Origin of the sequence: Rhodococcus sp. UNC23MFCrub1.1, from assembly GCF_000686025.1 — a bacterium.
In the GTDB taxonomy this organism is placed as follows: domain Bacteria; phylum Actinomycetota; class Actinomycetes; order Mycobacteriales; family Mycobacteriaceae; genus Rhodococcoides.
The window spans coordinates 449,401-474,100 of the sequence record NZ_JMLQ01000004.1 but is presented as its reverse complement, the minus strand read 5'-3'; the positions used below and the strand labels follow the sequence as shown (position 1 = coordinate 474,100).

At 69.8% G+C, this 24,700-nt stretch carries 22 protein-coding genes; 11 read left to right on the top strand and 11 right to left on the bottom strand.

Features of this window, described 5'->3' with window-relative positions; translation table 11 throughout:
- Positions 1-85 precede the first annotated feature (85 nt).
- From BR07_RS0113185 to BR07_RS24505, 6 genes are all read right to left on the bottom strand, one after another.
- Positions 86-1,993 (bottom strand): peptidoglycan D,D-transpeptidase FtsI family protein, encoded by a 1,908-nt coding sequence (locus BR07_RS0113185; protein WP_081821268.1) that lies wholly within the window; start codon positions 1,991-1,993, stop codon positions 86-88.
- The gene (locus BR07_RS0113180; protein ID WP_027505843.1) at positions 1,990-2,790 is read right to left on the bottom strand and encodes a hypothetical protein; all 801 of its coding nucleotides are present in this window, start codon (positions 2,788-2,790) and stop codon (positions 1,990-1,992) included. Before BR07_RS0113180 ends, BR07_RS0113185 begins: the two co-directional genes overlap by 4 nt.
- Entirely contained in the window at positions 2,787-3,791 is a 1,005-nt protein-coding gene (rsmH, locus tag BR07_RS0113175; RefSeq protein ID WP_027505842.1) for a 16S rRNA (cytosine(1402)-N(4))-methyltransferase RsmH, read from the bottom strand. The genes BR07_RS0113180 and rsmH overlap by 4 nt, the downstream gene beginning before the upstream one ends.
- 201 nt (positions 3,792-3,992) lie before the next feature.
- Entirely contained in the window at positions 3,993-4,424 is a 432-nt protein-coding gene (mraZ, locus tag BR07_RS0113170) for a division/cell wall cluster transcriptional repressor MraZ (protein WP_027505841.1), read from the bottom strand.
- 512 nt (positions 4,425-4,936) lie between these two features.
- Positions 4,937-5,365, bottom strand: coding sequence for a DUF3040 domain-containing protein (locus BR07_RS0113160; RefSeq protein ID WP_027505840.1), 429 nt, complete (start codon positions 5,363-5,365; stop codon positions 4,937-4,939).
- A gap of 167 nt (positions 5,366-5,532) precedes the next feature.
- Positions 5,533-5,973 carry an SAV_6107 family HEPN domain-containing protein gene (locus BR07_RS24505; protein WP_231476320.1) on the bottom strand — a complete coding sequence of 147 codons (441 nt, stop codon included), beginning with the start codon at positions 5,971-5,973 and terminating at the stop codon, positions 5,533-5,535.
- Between the two features lie 397 nt (positions 5,974-6,370).
- On the opposite strand from BR07_RS24505, the gene BR07_RS24500 reads away from it, so the two are divergent.
- Genes BR07_RS24500 through BR07_RS0113130 form a run of 5 tightly spaced genes read left to right on the top strand, consistent with a single transcriptional unit; the run spans position 6,371 to position 11,337 of the window.
- Positions 6,371-6,946 (top strand): GNAT family N-acetyltransferase, encoded by a 576-nt coding sequence (locus BR07_RS24500; protein ID WP_231476337.1) that lies wholly within the window; start codon positions 6,371-6,373, stop codon positions 6,944-6,946.
- A complete protein-coding gene (locus BR07_RS24495) occupies positions 6,943-8,559 on the top strand; it encodes a phytoene desaturase family protein (RefSeq protein ID WP_051613370.1) in 1,617 nt (538 codons plus the stop codon). Before BR07_RS24500 ends, BR07_RS24495 begins: the two co-directional genes overlap by 4 nt.
- The gene (locus tag BR07_RS0113140; RefSeq protein WP_051613369.1) at positions 8,556-9,407 is read left to right on the top strand and encodes a carotenoid biosynthesis protein; all 852 of its coding nucleotides are present in this window, start codon (positions 8,556-8,558) and stop codon (positions 9,405-9,407) included. Before BR07_RS24495 ends, BR07_RS0113140 begins: the two co-directional genes overlap by 4 nt.
- 23 nt (positions 9,408-9,430) lie before the next feature.
- The gene (locus BR07_RS0113135; protein ID WP_027505838.1) at positions 9,431-10,162 is read left to right on the top strand and encodes an LppM family (lipo)protein; all 732 of its coding nucleotides are present in this window, start codon (positions 9,431-9,433) and stop codon (positions 10,160-10,162) included.
- The gene (locus BR07_RS0113130) at positions 10,159-11,337 is read left to right on the top strand and encodes a glycosyltransferase (protein WP_027505837.1); all 1,179 of its coding nucleotides are present in this window, start codon (positions 10,159-10,161) and stop codon (positions 11,335-11,337) included. Before BR07_RS0113135 ends, BR07_RS0113130 begins: the two co-directional genes overlap by 4 nt.
- Here BR07_RS0113130 and BR07_RS24490 read toward each other — a convergent pair.
- Positions 11,269-12,315, bottom strand: coding sequence for a methylenetetrahydrofolate reductase (locus tag BR07_RS24490; protein WP_081821267.1), 1,047 nt, complete (start codon positions 12,313-12,315; stop codon positions 11,269-11,271). The two genes, BR07_RS0113130 and BR07_RS24490, sit on opposite strands and share 69 nt — an antisense overlap.
- Positions 12,316-12,537: 222 nt before the next feature.
- On the opposite strand from BR07_RS24490, the gene BR07_RS0113120 reads away from it, so the two are divergent.
- From BR07_RS0113120 to BR07_RS0113105, 4 genes are all read left to right on the top strand, one after another.
- Positions 12,538-13,641 (top strand): polyprenyl synthetase family protein, encoded by a 1,104-nt coding sequence (locus BR07_RS0113120; protein WP_197027790.1) that lies wholly within the window; start codon positions 12,538-12,540, stop codon positions 13,639-13,641.
- Positions 13,638-15,206 carry a phytoene desaturase family protein gene (gene crtI / locus BR07_RS0113115; protein WP_027505835.1) on the top strand — a complete coding sequence of 523 codons (1,569 nt, stop codon included), beginning with the start codon at positions 13,638-13,640 and terminating at the stop codon, positions 15,204-15,206. The genes BR07_RS0113120 and crtI overlap by 4 nt, the downstream gene beginning before the upstream one ends.
- 101 nt (positions 15,207-15,307) lie before the next feature.
- Positions 15,308-16,972 (top strand): alpha-(1->6)-mannopyranosyltransferase A, encoded by a 1,665-nt coding sequence (locus BR07_RS24485; RefSeq protein WP_051613368.1) that lies wholly within the window; start codon positions 15,308-15,310, stop codon positions 16,970-16,972.
- Positions 16,969-17,961 carry a phytoene/squalene synthase family protein gene (locus tag BR07_RS0113105; protein WP_027505834.1) on the top strand — a complete coding sequence of 331 codons (993 nt, stop codon included), beginning with the start codon at positions 16,969-16,971 and terminating at the stop codon, positions 17,959-17,961. Before BR07_RS24485 ends, BR07_RS0113105 begins: the two co-directional genes overlap by 4 nt.
- A 12-nt stretch (positions 17,962-17,973) precedes the next feature.
- Here the strand turns inward: BR07_RS0113105 and BR07_RS0113100 are convergent, their stop codons facing one another.
- Entirely contained in the window at positions 17,974-18,342 is a 369-nt protein-coding gene (locus tag BR07_RS0113100; RefSeq protein ID WP_027505833.1) for an Rv2175c family DNA-binding protein, read from the bottom strand.
- A 161-nt stretch (positions 18,343-18,503) separates the two neighbouring features.
- On the opposite strand from BR07_RS0113100, the gene pknB reads away from it, so the two are divergent.
- The gene (gene pknB / locus BR07_RS0113095) at positions 18,504-20,525 is read left to right on the top strand and encodes a Stk1 family PASTA domain-containing Ser/Thr kinase (RefSeq protein ID WP_027505832.1); all 2,022 of its coding nucleotides are present in this window, start codon (positions 18,504-18,506) and stop codon (positions 20,523-20,525) included.
- Between the two features lie 15 nt (positions 20,526-20,540).
- Here the strand turns inward: pknB and BR07_RS0113090 are convergent, their stop codons facing one another.
- Together BR07_RS0113090 and BR07_RS0113085 are read right to left on the bottom strand one after the other, a co-directional pair.
- On the bottom strand, positions 20,541-21,926 hold the full coding sequence (locus BR07_RS0113090; protein ID WP_027505831.1) for a class II 3-deoxy-7-phosphoheptulonate synthase: 1,386 nt from the start codon (positions 21,924-21,926) through the stop codon (positions 20,541-20,543).
- A 46-nt stretch (positions 21,927-21,972) separates the two neighbouring features.
- Positions 21,973-22,482 carry a polyadenylate-specific 3'-exoribonuclease AS gene (locus tag BR07_RS0113085; RefSeq protein ID WP_027505830.1) on the bottom strand — a complete coding sequence of 170 codons (510 nt, stop codon included), beginning with the start codon at positions 22,480-22,482 and terminating at the stop codon, positions 21,973-21,975.
- Between the two features lie 39 nt (positions 22,483-22,521).
- Here BR07_RS0113085 and BR07_RS0113080 point away from each other — a divergent pair, with 39 nt between their 5' ends.
- Positions 22,522-23,799 (top strand): glycosyltransferase 87 family protein, encoded by a 1,278-nt coding sequence (locus BR07_RS0113080; protein WP_081821264.1) that lies wholly within the window; start codon positions 22,522-22,524, stop codon positions 23,797-23,799.
- 1 nt (position 23,800) lies between these two features.
- Here BR07_RS0113080 and BR07_RS0113075 read toward each other — a convergent pair whose 3' ends face one another.
- Positions 23,801-24,538, bottom strand: a complete 738-nt coding sequence (locus BR07_RS0113075) for a lysophospholipid acyltransferase family protein (protein ID WP_027505828.1) — start codon at positions 24,536-24,538, stop codon at positions 23,801-23,803.
- Positions 24,539-24,700 lie beyond the last annotated feature (162 nt).

The following is a 24,700-nucleotide window of genomic DNA, read 5'->3' as shown; positions in this document are numbered from 1 at the left end:
AGATTACCGGCGAGTCGGCACGCCACGAGACGTGCCATGGCGAAGTCCGCCCCGGTGCAGGTGAACGCCCTGCACCGTCGTCGGATCAGTCCGCCTGCAGGAGGAGCCGACGACCTTCCTGCGAGAGCGGCACCGCGTCACGCTGCAGCATCCAGGACGCGATCGAGTGGAACAGCGGAGCGGCGGACTGCCCGCCCGATCCGTCGGAGCTGCGGGTCGGGGCGTCGAGCATGATGCCGATCACGTAGCGCGGATCGTCCGCCGGCGCGATGCCGGCGAAGGTGATCCAGTAGTTCGAGTTGGAGTAGCACTTGCACTCCGGATCGACCTGCTGCGCGGTGCCGGTCTTGCCACTGACCTGGTATCCCTCGATACCGGCGGCGACACCGGTGCCGCGCTGGTTGCCGGTGTCGTTCTGCGTGACGGCCCGGAACATGTCGCGCACGGTGCGCGCGGTGTCGGCACTGACCACCGGCACGCCCTCGGGCTGCGGCTCCGCGGTGCGCTGACCGTCCTTGCCGACGGTCGCCGACACGATGCGCGGCGGGATGCGCACGCCGTCGTTGGCGATCGCCTGGTACATACCGGTCATCTGCAGCAGGGTCATGGACAGGCCCTGCCCGATCGGGAGGTTCGCGAACGTGCCGCCGGACCACTGGTCGCGGGCCGGGACACTGCCGGCACTCTCGCCGGGCAGGCCCACGTCGGTGCGCTGTCCCAGCCCGAACTTGTCCAGCATGTCCGCGTAGCGATCCTCGCCGACCCGCTGCGCGAGCATCAGCGTGCCCACGTTGGAGGACTTACCGAACACACCGGTGGTCGTGTACGGCGCGACGCCGTGATCCCAGGCGTCCTTGACCGTCGCACCGGACATCGTGATGCTGCCGGGAACCTGCAGCACCTCGTCGGGGTTCGTCAGACCGTCCTCGACGGCGGCCGCCGCCGTGACGATCTTGTTCACCGATCCCGGCTCGAACGGGCTGGACACCGCGAGATTGCCCATCTGCGCCGTCGGCGAGTTGTTGCCCACGCCGATGGCCGGGTCGAAGGTGCCGTCGTTCGACATGGCCAGCACCTGGCCGGTGTGCGAGTCCAGGACGACGGCCGACGCGTTCTTGGCGCCCGACAGATCCTTGGCCTGCTGGACCTGCTGCTGAACGTAGTACTGGATGTCGCTGTCGAGCGTCAGCTCCACATTCGAGCCGTCGATGGCGGGTTGCTGGTCGCGCCAACTGCCGGGAATCACCGCGCCGTCGCTGCCGCGGTCGTAGGTGCGGGAGCCGTCGGTACCGGCCAACACCGGGTCGAGGGAGTCCTCGAGGCCGAGCAGGCCGTGGCCGTCCCAGCCGGTCGCCCCGACGATGTTGGCGGCGAGCGCCCCACCCGGGTACTCGCGGATGTCCTGCCGCTCGAGGCCGACCTCGGGGTACTGCTCGGCGATGGTCGCCGCGACCGCGGGATCGATGCTGCGCACGAGGTACTCGAACGACGAGGCTCCGGTCATCTTGTCGAGAAGGTCCTTTTCCGACACCAGGTCGCCCAGGATGCCGTGGACACCGGCAGCGACCTCCCGGATGCGATCGTCCGGATCCGGCTTCGTGTCGTCCTTCGCCTTCGCCTCCTCGAGCTCCACACGCACTCGCTGCGGCTGGAAGGTCAGCGCCTTCGCCTCCATCGTGAACGCGATGGGATTGCCGTCCCGGTCCGTGATGGACCCTCGCGTCGCCGGATCGACGATGGTGGTGGTGCGCTGACTGGCCGACTGCGCCGACAGCGACGGGGCGTCGATGCCCTGGATCCACAGCAACTGCAGCGTCGCGACGCCCAGGATCGCGAACATCGCGAAACGGCCGTAGCGGAACCGGAAGTCGAACGTCTCGGACTTGCGTGGACCCTGTCGACGCGGCGGACGAGGACCGGAGCCGGTGGCCGGCCGAGCGCGTGGGTCGCCGTGGTCGCGGCCGGTGCTCCGGTACGGCTGTCGAGTGGTCACCGAGCGCCTCCTGCGATGGGTACCTGCTGCTCGCCCACCGCGGCGGCGGGAGCCGGAAGAGGCTGCGGCGCAGCATTCTCCGGCACTGGCGTGGTCGTCGGTGCCGCGGGCGCGGACGTCGTGGGGGCCGGCGTGGTGGATGCTGCCGGTGCCGACGTGGTCGGGGTCGCGGACGCACTCGGCGACGTACCCGGGCGCCCGACGGGTGTGAGCGCCTCCCCGCCGGACGCGGGTGCCCCGGGGCGCGCACTCGGAGTGGCCGCACCGCCCGACGGGGTGGCGGCCGCGAAGTCGGGAGCCGGTGGACCGGCGGCCGGTGCCGGCGTACCGATCACCTGGACGACGCCGTCCGGCAGGACCACCAGTCGCGGAACGTCCTTCGTCGGGATCATTCCCTGTGCGGTCGCGCGACGGGCCAGCTCGGGAGCCGAGTTCGCTGTCTCCACGTCACGTTGCAGCGCGGCGGCCCGTTCCGTCAGCTCCTGGTTGGTGGCACGCCCCGCACTGAGCAGGTACGAGTCCTCCGCAGCGCGTGTGCTCAACAGCAGTGTCGAGGCGAGTCCGATGGCGAGGAGCCCGATGATGCTGGCCACGAACGGGATCCGAGCCGCGACAGATCGGGTGGGTCGTTGCGCGCGCGGGTCGGACTCGTGGGACATCGCACGCTGGCGACGCTTGTCGTACGCGCGCTTGGCCGCGCCCGTGCGAGCGGGAGGCCGCGGTGCGCGCACCGTCTCGAGCGAGGACCCGGCGCGGCGGCTGCCGTCCGATCCGGTCACGTCCACCGGAACACTCATGACGACCTCCTGGAAATGCGTTCTGCGCCGCGCAGTCTGACCGGAGCCGCGCGGGGGTTGTCGTCGATCTCGTCCTGCGAGGCCTTCTCGGCGCCGCGAGTGAGCAGCCGGAACTCGGGTCCGCTTCCCGGCAGCTCCATCGGGAGCCCCTCCGGCGTGGTGGACCGGGTGCGCGGTGTCAGCTCCTGCTTGACCACGCGGTCCTCGAGGGACTGGTACGACATGAAGACGATGCGTCCCCCGACGACCAGCGAGTCGAGAGCCGGTGCGATGGCGTCTCGCAACGAGTCGAGTTCCTCGTTCACCGCGACCCGCAGTGCTTGGAAGGTCCGCTTCGCCGGATGTCCGCCGGTGCGACGCGTCGCCGCCGGGATGCTCGCGTAGAGCAGTTCGACGAGAGGCCCGCTGGTGACGAACGGTTCCGTCTCCCGGCGGCGCAGGATCGCCGAGGCGATGCGGCCGGCGAAGCGCTCCTCGCCGTAGGTGCTGAGGATGCGGGCGATCTCACCGTGCGACGCGGTGTTGAGGATGTCCGCGGCGGTCCGACCCGTCGTGGGATCCATCCGCATGTCGAGCGGTGCGTCCACGGAGTAGGCGAAGCCACGATCGGCGGAGTCGAGCTGCATCGACGAGACGCCGAGATCGAAGAGGATCCCGTCGACGCTGTCCGTCGCGCCGAGGCCGACCGACGCCAGCGCGTCCTCGATACCGTCGTACGTGGTCGCGACCAGCGAGACGCGGTCACCGAAGGGAGCCAGCCGTTCTCCGGCCATGGCCAACGCGTCCGGGTCGCGGTCGAGACCGACGAGACGCAACCGCGGATACGCGGTGAGGAAGTGTTCGGCATGACCGCCGAGGCCGAGAGTGGCGTCGATGTAGACGGGATCACGGTCGTTCGCAGCAGCGGCGACGAACGCCGGTCCGAGAAGTTCGTCGGCCCGAGGAAGACGGACCGGAACGTGCGAGAAAGGCGAGGCGGATGCCTGCTCGTCCTCCGCCATGGTGGTGATCTCCCGCCTGATTCGCATTCGAGCTGTGTGTCGTGCCAGGTGGAGCGGTGAGTGCGTCGAGGTCTCTGTCCGACAGTGGAACCTGGCGTTGGGGAAGTACGTCAGGGTCCGACCGGTACTTGGCGTTGGGGAAGTACGTCAAGGCCCGGTTCGGGCAGAGGCCACGCGGCACTCGCCGCCGGCCGGGTGTGGCTACAACATGTCCATGAGCGATTCGTCCACTGCCTGCGAGAAATCTTCTTCGTGCTCCTGCGAGTACCGCTCCCACGACGCGGCGTCCCACAGCTCGAGATGATCCATCGAGCCGATGACGACGCAGTCCTTCGACAGCGCCGCGTACTCGCGGTGCGAGGACCCGATGGTGATGCGACCCTGCGAATCCGGCCGCTGCTCGTCCGTACCGGCCGCGAGGTTGCGGATGTACGCGCGCGCTTGCGGGTTCGACCGCGAGGCCTTCGACAGCTTCGCCACCCGCTCCGCGAACACGTCACGGGGGTAGATGGCCAGGCTGTGGTCCTGCCCTTTGCTCACCATCACTCCTCCCGCCAGGTCTTCGCGAAACTTCGCCGGCAACGTCAGTCGAAACTTGTCATCGAGCTTGGGCGTGTAGGTACCGAGAAACACTCGGCACCTCCTCGACCCTGTGTCGTGCAGTTCGCGGGACTCCATCGATCCCCGCTGTCCGCCACATTACCCCACTTTCCCCCACATTCAATCGACACGGCGGAACATATTAGTGACTCGTCACTAAAGGGGCAGGTCGCACGCACAAAGAGCGGCGAAGTCGATCCGGCAGCGGGAAGACCCACGTGCGCGTGGTGGAGGTGTCCCCCACCGTTCCGCGGCACCCGTGAACCGGATAATCCGAGGTCGAACGGCACGTTCGCGCGTCACGGGCCCGGGTGACCGCGCGCGGCAGAGTCGCCAGGGGTGCCGGGTGGGGCGTGGTGGGGATCCGGGGGCCGAGACCACCCTCGGTGGGGCGCGGTGGGGGGATCGACACCCACGGGGCCCTGAACGGCATCAGCGCGGCACCCGTGGTGGGTGCCGCGCTGATGTGTCACAGCATCGGTGTGAGAGGCGTGCTGCCCCTCACGCGAGAATCGGAGCGGTCGATGTGACCGCTCCGGTCTCTCTCATTCCTGGTCGAACCGTCGCTTGAAACGATCCTCCATCCGCGAGGAGAATCCCTTGCGAGGACCTCGGCGCGGTGCGGAACCGGAACGGCGCGGGCCGCTTCCCGGTGCCGGCGGGTTGTCGCCCTCGGACTGCTCGGACTGGGGCGCGGTGGGCTTGCGCAGCAAGAGCAGAACGCCGGAGCCGAACATGAACACGAAGCCGACGAGACTGATGATCGGGAATCCACCGGGCTTGAACGGGAGGGCCACGCCTGCAATGAGCAGAATGAGGCCGATCACGAACAGAGCGACGGCCTGAAAACGACGCCGCGTGGATGCGGCTCGAATCCGTCCGCCGCGCACGGTCGACGCGAACTTGGGGTCCTCGGCATAGAGAGCGCTCTCGATCTGGTCGAGCATGCGCTGCTCGTGCTCGGAGAGTGGCACGGTACCTCCCCCGGCACTGGATGGTGGCTCTCACTTCTTGGCCAGAAGTGAGAGGTAGCCGATCGGTCCGGCTACCTGTTGTCGATGATACGAGCAGAATCGGCGGCGAGCCACCTACCTGCACCACCAGTATGCGAGAAAAAGTCGCTCCGTGGTGGCGACCAGGCCTACGCGGGCACCGCGACCGCGTCGGACCGCGAGGTCACACGGTCCTCGACGCGGTGCAGAAAGCGTCCCACCTGCGAGAAGAACTCGTCCGCCTCGGCCGCGTCGAGCCGATCGGCCGAGCCCGCCTCGATGGACGCACGCAGCGTGGAATACGCGGCGAAGTACGACGCCCACTCCGTGAACTCCGGCGCAGCCGTCCGCATGCGCACCCAGGCGCTGCGGGACGCCCCACGCTTGGGCACCGGATCGACCGCGTCGAGCAGGGCGCCGGCACCGCGCAACGCGGCGACGTAGGACTCGAGGAACATGTCGGCCGCCGACGGTGCACCGGCCGCGTCACCGAGAATGGCGTCCGCACGACGCAGCAACATGCGGGCGCGGGCATGCGTGCGCGACGGCGCCGCGGAGGCGTCGAACGAGACCACCGTGCCGTTCGTCATCGTCTCACCACCCTCCGTGCGGTCTGCAGAGCTGCGGCGTGCCGCAGTGTGACCACCCGTGCTCCGAGCCATTGCGCTACCTCCCTCTCCGACACGTGAACCGATCGGCGTCCCACGTCCTTCTCAACACCGTCGGCCTGTCGGTTACTCCCCTGAGCGGGCCGATCGAGCGCGATGTAAGCATGGAGGTCGGACATGTTCTCCGGACCGTCTCGCGCGATCGACCCGATGTCGGGCCGATCGACCCGAGGTCGATTCGTTCGAACGCGTGTTCGATGACTTCACTGTAGCGCGGACGTCCGACACGATGCGAGGGATCGAGGTGAGTACCGTTCACGACGCCCGAGGCGGCCCCTCCGACGAGGGCATTCGTCTGATCGAACTCACCCCGCAGGACATGCGCCGACGGTTGACCGAAGCCCTGTCCGTCTACGTCGCCGCGATGGGCTACCCGCGCGGAACCGAGTTGCATCGGGCGCCGATGTGGGCGGAGCACATCCTGCGGCCGGGGTGGGGCGCGGTGGGAGGAGTCTCACACGACGACCACCTGGTGGCGATCGCCTACTGCTATCGCGGAGCGCCACATCAGTGGTGGCATCAGCAGGTCCGCGACGGGATGCGACGAGCGGGGTGGTCCGCCGAGAACGCCGAGCGGGTCCTCTCGGACTACGTCGAGTTGACCGAGCTGCACGTCTCCCCCGAGGCTCAGGGGCACCGTCTCGGCGAACGGCTCCTGCTCGCCCTCATGGCGGGCCGCCGGGAGAGTTCCGTGCTGCTCTCCACCCCCGAGGTCACCGGCGAGGACAATCGAGCATGGCGTCTCTACCGGCGGACGGGGTTCCAGGACGTCGTGCGCCGATTCCACTTCGCCGGGGACGCCCGACCCTTCGCGGTGCTCGGCCGCGAATTACCCCTGACACCCGGGACCGGACTCGGTCTCGACACCACCACAGAAGAGGGGCCGACCACGTGATCGATGCCGCCGTCGTCGGATCGGGTCACAACGCACTCGTCTCCGCCGCCTACCTGACCGATGCCGGATGGTCCGTCCGCGTCCTCGAACGAGACACCGTCGTCGGAGGCGCGGCCTCCACGGTCGAGCGCTTCCCCGGCCACAAGGTGGATCGGGGCTCGTCCGCGCACATCATGATCCGGCAGACCGGCATCATCGAGGAGTTGCGTCTCGCCGATCACGGCCTGCGCTATCTCGACTGCGACCCGTGGGCGTTCGCGCCGCCTCCGCCCGGCACCGACGAGCCGGGCATCGTGTTCTCCGTGGACCTGGACGCCACCTGTGCCTCGATCGAGGCGGCGTGCGGACGCAAGGACGCGGACGCGTACCGCGCGTTCGTCGCACTGTGGGGGCCCCGCAGCGCACGTGTCATGACGTCGTTCGGGAGTCCGCCCACCGGGAGGGCTCTGCTGTCCTCCTTCTGGGGCATGGACGCGAGCGACGGTGCGGCGGCCCTGTCCCGCGAGTTCCTCGCGTCGGGCGACTCGCTTCTGAACCGGTGGTTCGACAGCGAGCGCCTGAAAGCGGCTCTCGCGTGGTTCGGCGCCCAGTCCGGTCCGCCGATGTCCGAGCCCGGCACGGCCCCGATGGTGGCCTTCAACGCTCTGATGCACACGACCCCGCCCGGCCGCGCCGTCGGCGGCAGTGGCGCGCTGAGCGTCGCGCTGCAGACGAAGATCGAGGCCGACGGAGGCACCGTCACCCTCGGTGACGCCGTCGTGTCGGTCACGCGTGTCGGAGACGGATGGTCGGTCCGCACCGCGAGTGGCGAGGAGGTGCGCGCACGCACGGTCATCGCCGGGTGCCACATCCTGACTACGCTCGACCTCCTCGACGCCGGCGGTTTCGACACGGCGACGACGGAGTCGTGGCGACGGCAGATCGACGTGGGGCCGGGCATCGGCATGGTGGTCCGCGCATCGACGTCGTCGTTGCCGCAGTATCCCGGCGCTCCCGGCGTCGAGTCGTCCAGCCGCGGACTGCAACTGCTGGTACACGACCGGGCCCAGCTCCGTCGGGCGCACGGAGCGGCATCGGCAGGCGATCTCCCGCCGGCGCCGGTGGTGCTGGCCATGAGCTTCAGCGCGGTCGACCCGTCGATCGCGAAGCCCGGCGAACACCAGGTCTCGCTGTGGTCGCAGTGGCACCCGTACCGACTGGCCGACGGTCGGAGCTGGCGAGGCGGCAGCCCCGAGGTGGCGGAACTGGAGGGTGATCGGATCGTCGCCGAGGTGGACAAGTACGCCCCCGGCTTCGCCGACAGCATCCTGCAGCGGCACACCCAGTCCCCGTGGGACCTCGAACAGGAACTCGGGCTCGTCGGGGGCAACGTGATGCACGTCGAGATGTCACTGCACCAGATGATGATGTGGCGCCCCATGCCGGCGCTCGCGGACATGACCGTGCCCGGAGCCCCGTCGTTCTTCCTGACCGGCGCCTCGATGCACCCCGGCGGCGGTGTCTCCGGATCCAGCGGCCGCAGTGCCGCCCGGCTCGCGATCGCCGAACGCGCGGGCAGTCCTCTGAAGCGCGTGGCGTCGCGTCTGGGCGCCGCTCTCCCGGGCCGCCGATGAGGTCGGGAGACACTCTCCGCGCGTCGGGGCGAGCCACACCCGTCGCGGTGGGCTTCGCCGTCGCGGCCGTCCTCGCGCAGATCAGTTACCCGCTCGTCTCGGGCGGCGTCAAGGACGCCGTGACGTTCTGTGTCGTCGCTCTGCTCGCCGCCGCCTGCGTCACGCACGCGGCGAGCGCACGCGGGGCCGGGTGGGCCACGCTCATGGTGCTGCTCACCGCCGGGATCGGTCTGACGGCCGAGATCATCGGCACGCGAACCGGCATGCCCTTCGGGTGCTACGAGTACGCGCAGGACCGCATCGGACCCTCCCTGGCCCACGTGCCGGTGGTGGTTCCGTTCGCCTGGACGGCCGGCCTGTACCCGGTGTGGTGCGCCGCCACCGTCGTCGCGCAGCGGATGCGCCGACCGGTGCTCACCCGCGTGGGACTCACCACCGTCGGCGTCGTGGGGTGGGATCTGTATCTCGACCCTCAGATGGTGGCCGACGGTCAGTGGACCTGGTGCAGTCCCTTCGCTCCCCTGCCCGGGCTCGACGGCATCCCGTGGACCAACTATGTGGGATGGCTACTCGTCGCGGCGCTCATGGCCGTCGCCATGGAGGTCCTGGGGCGGTCACCGATGCGCACGCCCACGGTGAGCCCGCTGGTGCCGTGGGGGCTGTTCGTGTGGACGTGGCTCGGCTCTGCTCTCGCCCATGCGGTCTTCCTGCCGGACCTCGGTTGGTCCGCTCTGTACGGCCTCGTCGCCATGGGCGTCGTCGGTGTCCCCTTCCTCCTCGCCCTGTCCCGACCCCGGTCGGACATCGCTCGCGACGCGCCACGCCGCGCCGACCGACCCGTTCACTGACGGTGTCGCGGCGGCCTGGCACGATGACCGCTGTGCCCCACCCCGCTGCTCCTCGCACGTCGCCGCGCGTTCCCGTACCGCGCCGCGTGGTCTCCGTCCTCGTGCTCGCCCTGCTGACGGTTCCGCTGCTGGCCGGGTGCCTCCGGGCACAGGTGTCCATGGGCGTGTCCTCGAACGACCGGGTGTCCGGCCGCATCGTCGCCGCGACGGTGCCGACGGCCGAGGGTGACACCGGACCGGGCATGGAGGTCCCCGACAGCCTGGGCAGCAAGATCCGGGTGCAGCCGTACGACTCGGACGGGTACGTCGGCAGCGAGGCGCTGTTCAGCGACCTCACGTTCGGTGACGTGCAGCAGCTCGCGGCACTGTCCGACCAGTCGGTCGGCCTCTACCAGCTGTCCCTGGTCCGCGCGGGTGACCTCGTCACTCTCGCCGGCCAGGTCGATCTGAGCTCCGTACCCGCCGAGGGCAGCGACGTGCAGTTCACCATCGCCTTCCCCGCTCGTGTCACCACCACCAACGGCGCCCGCGAGGGCGACAACGTGGTGTCCTGGAAGCTCCCCGCCGGCGAGCGCAGCACCCTGCGCGCCGAGGTGCGCTACTCGGATCCGAACACGCGCAGCTTCGCCGGGTGGGCCGGCATCGTCTTCGGTGTCACCGTGGGTATCGCGGCCATCGTCGGCGGCATGGCCTACGTCGCCCGCGACGCTTCCGGCGGACGCCGACGCGATGCGGAGTCGGCCGGCCGCCGGTGACCGCCCGGCGCCGAGCCCGGAACGCGGTCCGAGTCGGCTCTCTCGCCTCGATCGCCACCGCGGGCATCGCCCTGATCAACGCAGCGACCGCACCCCGCGTGCTGCCCTCGTCCGCGGCGACGGTGCGGGCCGGTGAGCGCATCACGGTCTGCATTCCTGCCCGTGACGAGGCAGACCGTCTCCCCGACCTGCTGCGGGATCTGATGGCTCAGCGCTCCCGGTCCGCGATGACCGTGCTCGTGCTGGACGACGACTCGTCCGACGGGACCGCGGACGTCGCCCGGGCCGCCGTGGGTGACGATCCGCGTTTCCGGATCCTGGCGGGCCGCACGACCGAGCCGGCCGACGCGCCGGGAATGGGCAAGTCCCTCGCCTGCCTCGACCTCGGCCGCCGCGCGCTCGCGACCACCGATCCGACCCTCGTCGTCTTCCTCGACGCGGACGTGCGATTGCATCCTGATGCACTGGACGCCGCCGCGTCCGTTCTCCGCGAGCACGACGTGGCCATGCTCTGCCCGTGGCCCGCGGAGACGGCGGTGACGACGATCGAGCGGGTCGTCCAGCCTCTGCTGTCGTGGTCGTGGTCGGTGACCCTCCTCGTCCGGGCCGCCAATCGAGGCCGTCGGCCGTCGATGGGCGTGGCCAACGGGCAGTTCCTCGTGCTCGACGCACCGTCCTACCGCGTGGTCGGCGGACACGAGTGCACACGCTTCGCGGTGGCCGACGATCTGACGCTGGTGCGGCACGTCCGCTCCCGCGGTCTCCCGACGGCAGTGGCGTACGGCGGGCGCGTCGCGACGTGCCGCATGTACACCGACGCCGCGCAGGTGCGTGCCGGTCACGCGAAGTGGCTCTGGTCCCAGTTCGGCGGCGCTGCAGGCACTCTCGCCGTCTCGGCGATCGCCACAGCCGTATGGGTCCTGCCACCGATCGCGATGGCCGCGCGCGGATCGACCCGCCGGTGGGGAGTCGCCGGGTACCTGGCGGGATGGGTGTCGCGCATCGCTGCGCGGCGCGCGGAGGGCAGCGACGACTCGCTGGCCCGCGACGTCGTCACCTCGGCGCTGCACCCACTGTCCATCGCGGCGGGCTCGGCGCTGCTGGCCTCATCGGACCGGGGACGCCGCCAGGGCACTCTCGTGTGGAAGTCGCGCGTTCTGGCCACCCGGCACTGATCCAGTACCGATCCCACCCGTGCCCTCCGGAACCGGGCGGGCGAGCCCGAGATTGCCGACGACCTCACTGGTGGCCTTCGCGAAGTTCAGCGTGATGAAGTGCAGGCCGGGGGCGCCCTCGGCGATCAGTCGCTCCCCCATCTCGGTGGCGATCTCGATGCCCACCGCGCGCACGGCGGCCCGGTTCTCGTCCGGGTCGGACCCGGCCGCGGCGGACAGGCGCTTCTCGACGGATGCGGGCAGCGCAGATCCCGACAGCTCCATCGCACGCTTGACGCTGCGCAGCGACGTGATGGGCATGATCTCGGGGATGATCGGCTTGGCGCCCTGCTCCGGATCGAACGCGGCGACACGGTCACGCAGGCGGAGATAGTCCTCGACGTCGAAGAACATCTGGGTGATCGAGTACTCGGCGCCCGCACGCAGTTTCGCGACCAGATGGCGGGTGTCGTGGTCGAGATCGGGCGCGCGGTGATGTCCCTCGGGGAACGACGCGACACCGACGTGGAAGTCGCCCAGCTCGCAGACCAACCGCACCAGTTCCTCCGCGTACTCGACGCCGTCCGGATGCTTCTCCCACGGACCCAGCGGATCGCCGGGAGGGTCGCCGCGCAACACGAGAATGTTGGAGATGCCGCGGTCCGCGTAGGCCCCGACCATCGCGCGCAGCTCGGTGCGGCTGTGCCCCACGGCCGTGAGGTGGGCCACGGGCAGCAGGTTGGTGACCTCCGCCAGCTCGCCGGTGACCCGCACCGTGCGATCACGCGTGGATCCGCCCGCCCCGTACGTCATGGACACGAAGGCGGGATGCATCTGCTCGAAGGTGCGCACGGCACGCCACAGGCGGTCCTCGGCGGCCTCGTCGCGAGGAGGCGAGAACTCGACGGAGAACGGAACACTCCCGTGCGCCGCGGAATTCAACCGGTCGATCACCGACGGAGTGCGGCTGACCCGCGCGCGGGAGGATTCGTCTGTCACGCCTCACAGCATAGATTCCCGCGCCGACCTGCTCGGGCCCCCAGGTCGTCCGCACCGGCGCCGTGTCCGAATACCCGGATAGAGTCGGGGTTGCCAGGACGCTGCGCCCGAGACCCGACCGCATCCCGACCGACTGCCCGCGGACACCGTCCGCCGCCCCGAACACCGGAGGAAACTCTGTCCGCCGCACCGCACAGCCCCGCCGCCCACCGACCGCTCGACGTGGAGTCCGCCGCGGACGACCGTGATCAGTGGCCGCTGGGGACGTTCGTCGATGCGGTCGAGACGTCCCTGCGCGATTTCGTCGCGACGCAACAGGCCACGGTCGACTCGGTCGGTCCCATCTACACCGACGCCGTGGCAGAGCTCACCTCCTTCGTCTTCCGCGGCGGCAAGCGGATCCGCCCCGCTTTCGCGTGGACGGGCTTCCTGGGTGCGGGCGGCGATCCGCACGCCGCCGAGGCCGACGCCGTCCTCGACGTGTGCTCCGCCCTCGAATTCGTTCAGGCGTGCGCGCTGGTGCACGACGACATCATCGACGCGTCCTCGACCCGTCGCGGATTCCCCACCGTCCACGTCACCTTCGCCGAACGGCACCGCGCGGCCGGGTGGCGCGGGAACTCGGACAAGTTCGGCGAGTCGGTCGCGATCCTGCTGGGCGACATCGCGCTCTGCTGGGCCGACGATCTCGTCCGCGCGGCGGCACTGGACTCCGCCACGTCGGCACGCCTCGCTCCGGTGTGGTCCGCGATGCGCACCGAGGTGCTCGGCGGACAGCTGCTCGACATCGCCGTGGAGGCCAGTGGAGACGATTCCGTCGAGGCCGCGCTCCAGATCGACCGCTACAAGACGGCGGCCTACACGGTGGAACGCCCTCTCCTCATCGGCGGCACGCTCGCCGGCGCCGGCCCCGACCTGCTGGAGGTCTACAGCACGTTCGGTGCGGACATCGGCATCGCCTTCCAGCTGCGGGACGACCTGCTGGGAGTGTTCGGGGATCCGTCCGTGACCGGCAAGCCGTCCGGCGACGATCTGCGTGAGGGCAAGCGGACGGTGCTCCTCGCCGCAGCCCTGGACGCGGCGGACGAACGCGATCCCGCCACCGCGGCTGCTCTGCGCGCGGGAATCGGCACGGACCTCTCCGAGGCTGCCGTCGACGACCTGCGTGCGCACATGATCGATCTCGGTGCCGTCGACGACGTCGAGCGCCGCATCACCACACTGACCGACAGCGCCCTGGCGGCGCTGAACGCGTCCGATGTCACCGAGGACGCCAAGAGGCGGCTCACGGCCATGGCCTACACCGCCACCAGGAGAACCTCATGACGCATGCCACCGTGTCCGGACCCACCGATCACGTGATCGTCGTGGGCGCCGGTCTGTCCGGCCTCGCCGCGGCGCTCCACCTCCGCGGCACCGATCGCGAGGTCACCGTGATCGAGAAGTCCGACACCGTCGGCGGCCGGGTGGGTTCCGTCGCGGCGCCGGGCTACCGCATCGACACGGGCGCGAGCGTTCTCACGATGCCCGACCTGATCGATCAGGCGCTCGCCGCGGTGGGTGCGACCCGCGAGTCCACCACGCCTCCCCTGCGTCTGACACCGTTGCATCCGGCGTACCACACCCGTTTCGCCGACGGCACCACCATCGACGTCCACTCCGATCCCGAGCGGATGATCGCGGAGGTCGGCGAGAAGTGCGGGCCGGACGAGGCTCGGCGCTACCGCACGCTCCGCGCGTGGATCGGATCGATGTTCGACGCGGAGTTCGACCGCTACATCGACGACAACTTCGACTCACCGCTCGACCTCGTGGGCGAGCGCAGGGCGCGAGCGAACACGCTGACCCTGCTGCGTCTCGGGGGGTTCGGAAAACTCGGAAAGCGGATCGACAAGCTCATCGACGACCCGCGACTGCGCCGCATCTTCACCTTCCAGGCTCTCTACGCCGGTGTCGCGCCCGCCAAAGCTCTCGGGGTCTACTCCGCGATCTCGCACATGGACACGTCGTTGGGTGTGTCGTTCCCGGACGGCGGAATGCAGTCGATCGCGAACGCGATGGCCGACGCGTTCGTGAGTGCGGGCGGCACGCTGCTGCTCTCCACCGGCGTGGCCGCCATCGAGAAGGGCGGGACCCGCGCTCGCGCGGTGGTGACCGAGAACGGCGAGCGGCACACGTGCGACTCCCTGATCCTCACGCCGGATCTCCTGGTGACGGATCGCCTTCTCGCCACCGCCGGCATCACGGTGCGCCGCAAGATCCGGGCGTCACCGTCCTGTGTCGTGGTGCACGGCCGCGTGCCGGTGGACGTCACCGCGCGGTGGTCGTCCCGCTCGCACCACGTCATCGACTTCGGGCACAACTGGAACGAGACGTTCGAGGAGCTCACCGCCTCGCGCGGGCGCGGCACACTCATGTCGGACCCGTCGTTGCTCATCACCCGGACCTCGCTGACCGATCCGGCTCTGCGCGTCACGCACGACGGCGTCGAGCAGGAGCCCATCTCGATCCTCGCGCCCTGCCCCAATCTCGACAGCGCGCCGTTGGACTGGTCCGCCATCACCGACCCCTACGTGCGGGAGATCCTGCTCGAGATGGATCGCCGCGGTTACACCGGCGTGTCCGAGCACCTCGAGATCGACCACATCGACACGCCGGCCACCTGGCTCGCGCAGGGGATGGTCGCGGGAACCCCGTTCTCGGCGTCGCACATCTTCCGCCAGACCGGCCCGTTCCGGCGCCGCAACCTGGTCAAGGGCATCGACAACGTCGTCCTCGCCGGGTGTGGGACCACCCCCGGAGTGGGTGTGCCGACGGTGTTGATCTCGGGTCGACTGGCCGCCGAACGCATCGATCCGTCCGTGCGTCGCTCGGCCCGTGTGGCCGTCTGACGGCGGGCCGGTTCGTCTTCCGGTCCGGAGCCTCTAAACTCACGTGAGTTCAGCCCGGCTTCCGCACGGTCGCCGGCATGTCGCGTCTTCCGGGGAGGAACATGACGACGTCCTCCCCACTCCGGGCCGCGGACGCCACCGACGAGTCGTCGTGGCGATCGACACGACGGTTCTTCGGGGGACGCGCCGGCCGCGCCACGTTGGTGGGTCTGGCCGGGTCCGCGCTCATCACTTTCGGCGGTTTCGGCTCGGGTGCCGTGCGCCGTCGTGACCCGCTGCTCGAGGCGATGCACCTGTCCTGGCTCCGCTTCGGGCACGGACTCGTGTTGTCGACCGTCATGGTGTGGATCGGCGTGCTGCTCATGATCGCCGCGTGGGTCCGTCTCGGACGCGCCACTCTCGGTCACCGGACCACGGTGCGGCAGCTGCGCTGGGTGGTGCCGCTCTGGATCGCGCCGCTCCTGCTCGCGGTCCCGATGTTCAGCCGCGACGCGTACTCCTACCTCGCACAGGGCGCCCTCCTCCGGGACGGGTTCGACCCGTACGCCGTCGGTCCCGTCGCCAATCCCGGTGTGCTGCTGGACAACGTGAGCAACGTCTGGACCACCACCACCGCGCCCTACGGCCCGCTGTTCCTCCTGCTGGGCGAGGGCATCACCTCGCTCACGGGCGACAACGTGATCGCCGGGACGATGCTCCTGCGCCTGACCATGCTGCCGGGGCTCGCCCTCACCATGTGGGCAGTTCCCCGCATCGCCCGACACTTCGGCGCGGATCCTGCCGTGGCCCTGTGGCTCGCCGTGCTCAATCCCCTGGTCCTGATCCACCTGATCGGCGGCGTCCACAACGAGATGCTCATGGTCGGTCTCATGACGGCCGGCATCGCCGCCGTCCTCGACCGGCACCACGTCGCCGGGATGGGGCTCGTCGCGGTCGCCGTGGCGATCAAGGCCACCGCGGGCATCGCGCTGCCCTTCCTGGTGTGGATCTGGATGCTCCACGAGCGCGACCGGCTCCGCACCGAGAACGAGGCGCGGGCCGAGCGTGGTGACCCGCCGCGACGCCAGCACGTCCTGCTGGTGTTCGCGAAGACCGCAGGTATCGGTTTCGCCGTGTTCGTCGCGGTGTTCGTCGTCGCGTCCCTGGTGGCCGGCGTCGGCATCGGCTGGCTGACGGCGCTCTCGGGCTCGGCCAAGATCATCAACTGGCTCTCGCTGCCGACCATCCTCGCCCACCTGGTCACGGTCTTCACCGGGTGGTTCACGGGCGCTCGGCTCGGCCCCGTGCTCGAGGTGACCAGGATGCTGTGCGCGGTGGCTCTGGCCGCGATCCTGGCCGCGGCGTGGTGGCGATCGCGCCACTCGGAGCGCGGCGCACTGCTGGGCATCCTCGTGTCGCTGGTGGCCATCGTGATCCTGTCCCCGGCCGCTCTCCCCTGGTACTACTCGTGGCCTCTCGCCGTCGCCGCGGGTCTCACCATGTCGGCGACCACTCTGACCGTGCTGGTCGGCCTGTCCGCCTGGCTCATGTTGGTGTTCCAGCCGGACGGGTCCATCGGTCTATACACGTTCCCGCACGTCGTGCTGGCGACGTTCGCCGCAGTGGTCGCCGCGCTGTCGCTCCGGACGGTCGATCCCCTCCGCCTGCGGGCCGTCACACACCCGGAGCACGAGAACACGTTCGTCCCGGCCCCGCGCGTCCGCGCCGAGACCGCCCGCCCGGACCAGCCCCGTCCGGACCAGCCCAGCCAGGAGTTGACCGAGTGACCGATCTTCCCGAGGCCTACGCGCTGTGCCGGGACGTGGCAGCCGAACACGGTAAGACGTACTTCCTCGCCACCCGCCTGCTGCCGACCGACCGTCGGCCCGCGGTGCACGCGCTGTACGCGTTCGCACGCATGGTCGATGACATCATCGACGTCGACATGATCGCCGAGCGCGGCGACGACACGGCGGTCGCACTCGACCTGGCGCTGCTCACCCGCATCGAGGAGCGACTGAACGAGGGTCTCGCCTCGACCATCGCCCCGCCGACGTCGGTCCCGCCCGGACCCGACCGGCGCAACGAGCTGATCCTGGCGGCCCTGTTCGACACCGCACGTCGCTACGACATCCCGTCCGAGTACTTCACTGCCTTCATGACATCGATGCTGATGGACGTACCGCACTCGGCGATCTACAAGGATCGCTACGCCACCATGGACGAGTTGTCGACGTACATGTACGGCTCCGCCGCCGTGATCGGGCTGCAGATGCTCCCCGTCCTCGGCACCGTGTGTCCGGTCGAGGAGGCCCGCCCGATGGCGTCCGCTCTCGGCGAGGCTTTCCAGGTCACGAACTTCGTTCGCGACGCGGGCGAGGATCTCGCGCGCGACCGCATCTATCTGCCCGGCGACGTGCTCACCGCCTACGGCGTCGACGAGGACCTGCTGTGGTGGTGCCGCCGTACGGACTCCGTCGATCCGAGGGTCCGCCGCGCTCTGGCCGACATCATCGCCACCACCCGCGCGCTCTACCGCACCGCCGAGCCCGGCATCGCCCTGCTGGAACCGCGGGCGCGCGAGGGCATCCGGGTCGCGTTCGCGCTGTACCAGGACATCCTCGAGGCCGTGGAGAACGACGGGTACCGGTCGTTGTCCGTCCGCTCTCGCGTGGGCACTCCTCGGCGCGCTCGTGTCGCCGCGACCGCGGCCGGTCGAGGTCTTCTCGTCAGAGCCGGAGAACGGCTACCGCGGCCCGGGTCACGCGCCGCCTGATCCGATCGAGCGCTAGAAGGCCATGGCCTGGGCGCGGCGGATGATCTCGCGGGCGTGGTCGCCGCGCAGCACGTCGGCCGGCATGCCCGGCAGACTGTCGTCCGGGGTGAAGAGCCACCGCAGAATCGACGGGTGGTTGTAGCCGCCGTCGAGCAGAACCGCGATCGCACCGGCGAGGTACTTGATCGGCTCGCCGTCCTCGCCGACGAACTTCGCGGGGATCGAGACCACTCGATCGCGGCGCACCGCGATCAGCTTGTGCTCACGCACCATCTGGTAGAGCTTCGTCACGGGGACGCCCATGATCTCGGCGGCGTCGGGAATCGCGATCACGGCCTCGTCGGCAGGCAGGACGTCGTCGCAGTAGGGAATGGCACTCACGCGGTCAAAGGTAGTCACGGCCCGCCGCCAGGACAATTCGCCGACGCCCGCCTCCCGCGCCGTGTTCCCGCACACGTGACTGCTACCTCATGCGTCACACTGGCTACCATCGAATGATCGGCATCGATCGATGCGAGAACACGACAGGAGAGTGGACGCAGGTGACAACGTCAGGTCCGTCGCTGCTCGGCGCGCTGCTGGACCGTCGTTACCGCGTCGACGCGCCGATCGCCCGCGGCGGTATGTCCACGGTCTACCGGGGTCTGGACCTGCGTCTGGACCGGCCCGTGGCCATCAAGATCATGGATCCCCAGTTCGCCGCCGACCCCGAGTTCGTGCGTCGCTTCGAGTTCGAGGCGCGCGCGGTCGCCCGGCTCAGCCACCCGGGTCTGGTCGCCGTCCACGATCACGGTCGCGACGGTCAGCACGCCTTCCTGGTCATGGAACTGGTCGAGGGCGGCACGCTGCGCGAGTTGCTCCGCGAACGCGGACCGATGCCCCCGCACGCCGTCGCCGCCGTTCTCCAACCGGCGCTCGACGGACTCGCGGTCGCGCACCGCGGTGGCCTCGTGCACCGCGACGTCAAGCCGGAGAACGTGCTGATCTCCGACGCGGGCGAGGTCAAGATCGCCGACTTCGGTCTGGTGCGCGCCGTGGCCGCGTCGACGACGACGTCCAACAGCGTCATCCTCGGCACTGCCGCCTACCTCTCCCCCGAGCAGGTGACCACCGGATCGGCCGACGCGCGCAGCGACGTGTACTCGGCGGGCATCCTGCTCTTCGAACTGCTGACCGGACGCACGCCGTTCCAGGGAGACACCTCCCTCTCGATCGCGTACCAGCGCATCGAGAACGACGTTCCGCCGCCGAGCTCGGTGATCGCAGGGGTGCCGCCCCACTTCGACGCACTGGTGCGCGACGCGACGGCGCGGCGGCCCGAGGAGCGGTTCCGCGACGCCGGCACGATGGGCGACGCGGTGCGCTCGGTCACCAGGACCCTCGCTCTGCCCCACTACCGGGTGCCGTCCCCGTCGCGGTCGGCCGAGCATCTGAGCGCCGAGACGCTGAACGCTCCGCGCCCCTACGCTCCGCAGGCTCCGCGTACTCCGGAGACGGAGATCGTGTCGGTCCCCGCGGACGACTTCTCCGCCGCCTCCGACCGCGGGCAGCCGTCCACCGGCGGCGTTCAGCACACGCGGATGGTGACCACCGCGACTCCCCGCGGCGCCGACGAACCGCGGTCCACCGCCGCCGAGCCGGTGGACCGGAAAGCCTTCGCGTTCCCGGACTTCGACGCGGACAAGCGCAGGTCGCGTCGAGTCGCACTCACGTGGCTCGCGATCGTCGTGATCGTGGCGGTCCTGCTCGGCACCGTCGGCTGGTGGGCCGGGTCCGGCCGCTTCACCGCGGTGCCGGCCATCGACGGGCTCGACCGATCCACCGCCGTCTCCGCCATCGAGGCGGCCGATCTCTCGGCGACCGTCGAGGGCCGCTACACCGACAGCGATCCCGTGGACCGATTACTCGGAACCGATCCTCCCGCAGGGTCACGGATCGCCCGGGGCGAGACCGTGACCCTTCTCGTTTCTCAGGGCAGGCCCACCGTTCCGGCCCTCGGGAACGCGGACTCGACCACGGTGGAGGCGGCACTGCGGGAGCGGACGTTCGTCCCCGTGGACGGCGGTGACGCCTTCAGCAGCGCCGCACCCGTCGGTGCGGTCGCCGCACTCGACCCCGCGCCCGGGACGGTCCTGCCGGTGGGCAGCGAGGTCCGGGTGGTGACCAGCAAGGGCGCTCCCCCCGTCGACGTTCCCGACGTCCGGGGCGGGACGGAGCAGCAGGCGCGCGCAGAACTCGATCGGGTCGGCATCACCGTGGCGACGGTGGACTCCGTCTTCGACGAGGACGTCGACGGTGGCCGTGTCATCGGGACCGACCCGGCGAGCGGCACGTCCGTGACCGCGGGATCGACCGTCACGCTGCGGGTGTCGACGGCCGTGGAGGTGCCCTCGATGCTCGGACGTACCGTCGGCTCGGCGCGGTCGGAACTCGAACGCCTGGGGCTCACCGTGGTGGTGCGCCAGGTCGCGCAGACGGATCGCTCGCTCGTCATCGCCCAGTCGCCCGGTCAGGGCGACCGAGTGCAGAAGGGCAGCACGGTCACTCTGACCGCGCTGCCCTGAGTTCTGCTCCGGCGATCAGCCGCGCAGCATCTCCGCGACGAGGAAGGCCAGCTCGAGGGACTGCTGCGTGTTCAGTCGCGGGTCGCAGGCCGTCTCGTACCGTCCGGACAGATCGAGGTCCGAGATGTCCTGGGCGCCGCCGAGGCACTCGGTGACGTTCTCACCGGTGAGCTCGACGTGGATGCCACCCGGGTGCGTCCCGAGCTCGTTGTGCACCTCGAAGAAGCCCTGGACCTCGTCGACGATGCGGTCGAAGTGGCGCGTCTTGTAGCCGGTGGACGCCTCGTGCGTGTTGCCGTGCATGGGGTCGCACTGCCAGATGACCTGGTGACCGGTGGCCTGCACCTTCTCGATGATGGGCGGCAGCAGGTCCCGGACCTTGCCGTTGCCCATGCGCGAGATCAGCGTCAACCGGCCGGGCTTGTTGGTCGGGTCGAGCCGCTCGACGTACTCGACGGCCATCTCGGGCGTCGTGCTGGGACCGATCTTCAGTCCGATGGGGTTGGAGACCAGCTCGGCGAACGCGATGTGCGCGCCGTCCAGCTGCCGCGTGCGGTCGCCGATCCACAGGAAGTGTGCCGACAGGTCGTAGAGCTTGGCGTGCTCGTCGTCGTTGTCCAGACGCAGCATCGCGCGCTCGTAATCGAGCACGAGCGCCTCGTGAGAGGCGTAGATGGTGGCCTGGTGCAGGTTCGGATCCGTGACGCCGCACGCGTCCATGAACTTGAGACCGTTGTCGATCTCGGAGGCGAGCTGCTCGTACCGGGCACCGGCCGGCGAGTTCTGCACGAACTCGCGGTTCCAGTCGTGCACCTTGTGCAGGTCGGCCATGCCGGCGCCGGTGAGCGCGCGCACCAGGTTCATCGCGGCGCTGGCGTTGGCGTAGGCGCGGACCAGGCGCGACGGGTCGTGCTGGCGGACGGCGTCGTCGGCCACGAGGGAGTTCACCATGTCGCCGCGGTAGGACTTCAGGCCCAGGGCGTCCACGTCGGAAGAGCGGGGCTTGGCGTACTGGCCGGCGATGCGCGCGACCTTCACCACGGGCATCGACGCGCCGTAGGTGAGCACGACGGCCATCTGCAGCAGCGTGCGGATGTTGCCCTTGATGTGGGGCTCGGTGTTGTCCACGAAGGTCTCGGCGCAGTCACCGCCCTGCAGCAGGAACGCCTCGCCGCGGGCGACGGACGCGAGCTTCTCCGACAGCGCCTCGACCTCGCTGGCGACCGTGATGGGCGGCACGCTCTCGAGGACCTTGCGCATGGCCTCCGCCTGATCGGCGGGCCAGCTGGGCTGCTGCGCCGCCGGCTTGGCCAGCGCCACGTCGAGTTGCTCGCGCATCGACTCGGGCAGCGGGGGAAGCTCGGGCAAGCGTTCGATCGGAACGTCGACAGTCCAGTTCACGCGTACAGAGTAGTCGCCCGCTCCGACGGCCGGGACCAGCGGTGTGTCACTCCCGACCGGACCACGCTCTCGCGGCCTCGACGGCCCGGAACTTCGCGAGATTGTGCCGGGCGTCGGCGAGCGCGTCGTGCGAGTCGTCCGGCACCGGCGGCAGCGCGGGCGAGCCGTGCTCCTCCCAGTACTGCTTCAACTCCCGCGTGTACCGCGGCATGATCCGCGGGAGCGCCGTCATCGAACCCCACAGCTGGCACAGCGCGACGTGGTCGTACGCCGCCACCCAGGCCCACATCTCGACGGTCGGTCCGACGGTGCCGTGCGGCGCCGACACGAACTCGAGAATGTCGTCGCGGATGCGGCTGCGCGAGCGCCAGAGCGGCGACGAGAACGGCGGGAGCTTCGGCAGGACGTTGCGGCGGACCCAGGTGCCCGCGCGCTCGGGATCGAACTCCGTGGACACGGCGTAATATTCACGCCCGTCCTCCGCCACGATCCCGATGGACACCAGATCGATCGTGCGGCCGTCCTCGATGAACTCGCAGTCGTAGAAGTAACGCACGTCTGCGAGCCTAGGTCACCGAAAGGATCCACCCCGACCATGACGTGGACTCTGCCGTCCGCCCCTCCCTACACCGGGCCGGGGGCGTCGCTGCCCCGACCGGTCGCCGTGATCGCGAAGGTCGCGGTGTGCGTCGGGCTCGTGGCGGGCATCGCGTTCAACGTGGTCGGTCTGCCCCCGCTGCGGGAGTGGGGTGCGATCTACCGGCTCGACCTCGACGTGTATCGCATCGGTGGCCGGGCTCTGCTCGACGGCGTGAATCTCTACGGAGTCCTGCCGCGCACCTCGGTGAACATCCCGCTGCCGTTCACCTATCCCCCGATGGCCGCGGTGTCCTTCGCGCCGATGGCGGTCCTCCCGCTGCCGGCGGCCTCGTTGATCATGACGGCGATGACGATGATCCTGCTCGCCGTCACGGTGGCGGTGTGCCTGCGCTCTCTGGTGCACCTGTCGGCCGGGACGACGGCGTGGGTCACGGGCGGCATCACCGCGATCGCGTTCGCGCTCGAACCGGTGTGGTCCACCCTCGACTACGGGCAGATCAACGTCGTGTTGATGTGCCTCGTCGTCCTCGACGTCCTGCTGAAGCGCACCCCGTGGCCGCGCGGTCTGCTCATCGGCTTCGTCACGGCCATCAAGCTCACGCCGGCGGTGTTCGTCCTCTACTTCCTGCTGCGCAAGCAGTACCGGGCGGCCGTGGTCACCGGCCTGTCGTTCCTCGGGTTCACGGCACTCGGATTCGTCGCGACGTTCCGCGACTCGGTGCAGTACTGGACCGAGGTGCTGCTCGACTCCGACCGCATCGGCGGGCCGGGGTACATCTCGAACCAGTCCCTCACCGGGATGCTCGCGCGGCTGGGTCTCGCGGACGGCCCGCGGACGATCGTCTGGATAGTGTGCAGCGCCGTCGTGGGGCTGGTGGCCCTCGTCGCGATGCGACGCGCTCTGGCGGCACACGAGTACCTGCTGGCCCTGTGCGTCAATGCCGCTCTGGGCCTGCTGGTCTCACCGGTGTCGTGGTCGCATCACTGGGTGTGGACGGTGCCGATGCTGATGGTCCTGGTGCACGTCGGCGTGACGCGGCGCGCCCCCGCACTGGTGGCCCTCGCCGTGATCGGCGCAGTGCTGCTGCACTATCCGTCGCACTGGCGCCTCGCGCCCGGACGCTGGAACGGCCTGGGCTGGCCCCTGTGGGACCAGATCCAGGCCTCCTCCTACGTGTGGTGGGGACTGGTGTTCGTGATCGCGGTGGCGGCGGTGCCGCTGCGCGATCGACGCAGTCCCGAGCGCCCGGGGGTGACCGCCGAGGCGGTCTGACTCAGCCCGCGCGGGTGTCGGGGATGCGCGCGGCCTCGGTCGACGGAGCCGGATCCACCACGGGGGCGGGCGTCTTCTTCATGCTCGCCGCGTACACGTCGACGTACTGCTGACCACTGAGCTTCATGAGCTCGTACATCACCTCGTCGGTGACGGCGCGCTCGACGAACCGGTTGCCGGCCATGCCCTCGTACCGCGAGAAGTCCAGTGGCTTACCGAACTTCACGCCGAGCTTGGTGGGGCGCGGAATCCGCGAGCCGATGGGATTCATCTTCGCGGTGCCGATCATCGCGACCGGAATCACCGGGACGCCGCTCTCGAGAGCCAGACGCGCCATACCCGTCTTGCCCTTGTAGAGCCGATCGTCCGGCGAGCGCGTGCCCTCCGGGTAGATACCCAGCACCTTGTTCTTCGCCAGCACGCGCAGTCCCGCGTCGAGCGCGTCCTGCGCGGCGGAGGCACCGGTGCGATCGATCGGGACCTGTCCCGCCGACGAGAAGAACCACTTCTGGAAGCGGCCCTTGAGGCCCTTGCCGGTGAAGTACTCGCTCTTCGCGAGGAACGTGATGCGACGCGGCACGACCAGGCACGCGTAGAACGAATCGAACACCGCCTGGTGGTTGCTGGCGAGAATCACCGGCCCGTCGTCGGGGATGTTCTCCAGGCCCTCCACGCGAGGACGGCCCATCACCTGCAACACCGGCCCGAGAAGGACGTACTTGAATATCCAGTACCACATGCCCGACATGCCTTTCTCGAAGTACCCGCGACCCGCACCGCGATGCCCGCGGCCCGCTCGGACATCTCGTGGGCGTAACTGTACCGGGGCTTTATGACACCAGCCACAGTTCGAGCGTCAGCTCGGACACATCTCACACCGCCGTCATCACCCGGCCATCGG

Coding starts and splice junctions, on each gene's coding strand:
- crtI (WP_027505835.1), top strand. CDS start 13,638: ATGACGCATGCCACCGTGTCCGGACCCACCGATCACGTGATCGTCGTG.
- BR07_RS0113140 (WP_051613369.1), top strand. CDS start 8,556: ATGAGGTCGGGAGACACTCTCCGCGCGTCGGGGCGAGCCACACCCGTC.
- BR07_RS0113080 (WP_081821264.1), top strand. CDS start 22,522: ATGACGTGGACTCTGCCGTCCGCCCCTCCCTACACCGGGCCGGGGGCG.
- BR07_RS0113180 (WP_027505843.1), bottom strand. CDS start 2,790: ATGAGTGTTCCGGTGGACGTGACCGGATCGGACGGCAGCCGCCGCGCC.
- rsmH (WP_027505842.1), bottom strand. CDS start 3,791: ATGGCGGAGGACGAGCAGGCATCCGCCTCGCCTTTCTCGCACGTTCCG.
- BR07_RS24500 (WP_231476337.1), top strand. CDS start 6,371: ATGCGCCGACGGTTGACCGAAGCCCTGTCCGTCTACGTCGCCGCGATG.
- BR07_RS0113075 (WP_027505828.1), bottom strand. CDS start 24,538: ATGTGGTACTGGATATTCAAGTACGTCCTTCTCGGGCCGGTGTTGCAG.
- BR07_RS24505 (WP_231476320.1), bottom strand. CDS start 5,973: ATGACGAACGGCACGGTGGTCTCGTTCGACGCCTCCGCGGCGCCGTCG.
- BR07_RS24485 (WP_051613368.1), top strand. CDS start 15,308: ATGACGACGTCCTCCCCACTCCGGGCCGCGGACGCCACCGACGAGTCG.
- BR07_RS0113135 (WP_027505838.1), top strand. CDS start 9,431: ATGACCGCTGTGCCCCACCCCGCTGCTCCTCGCACGTCGCCGCGCGTT.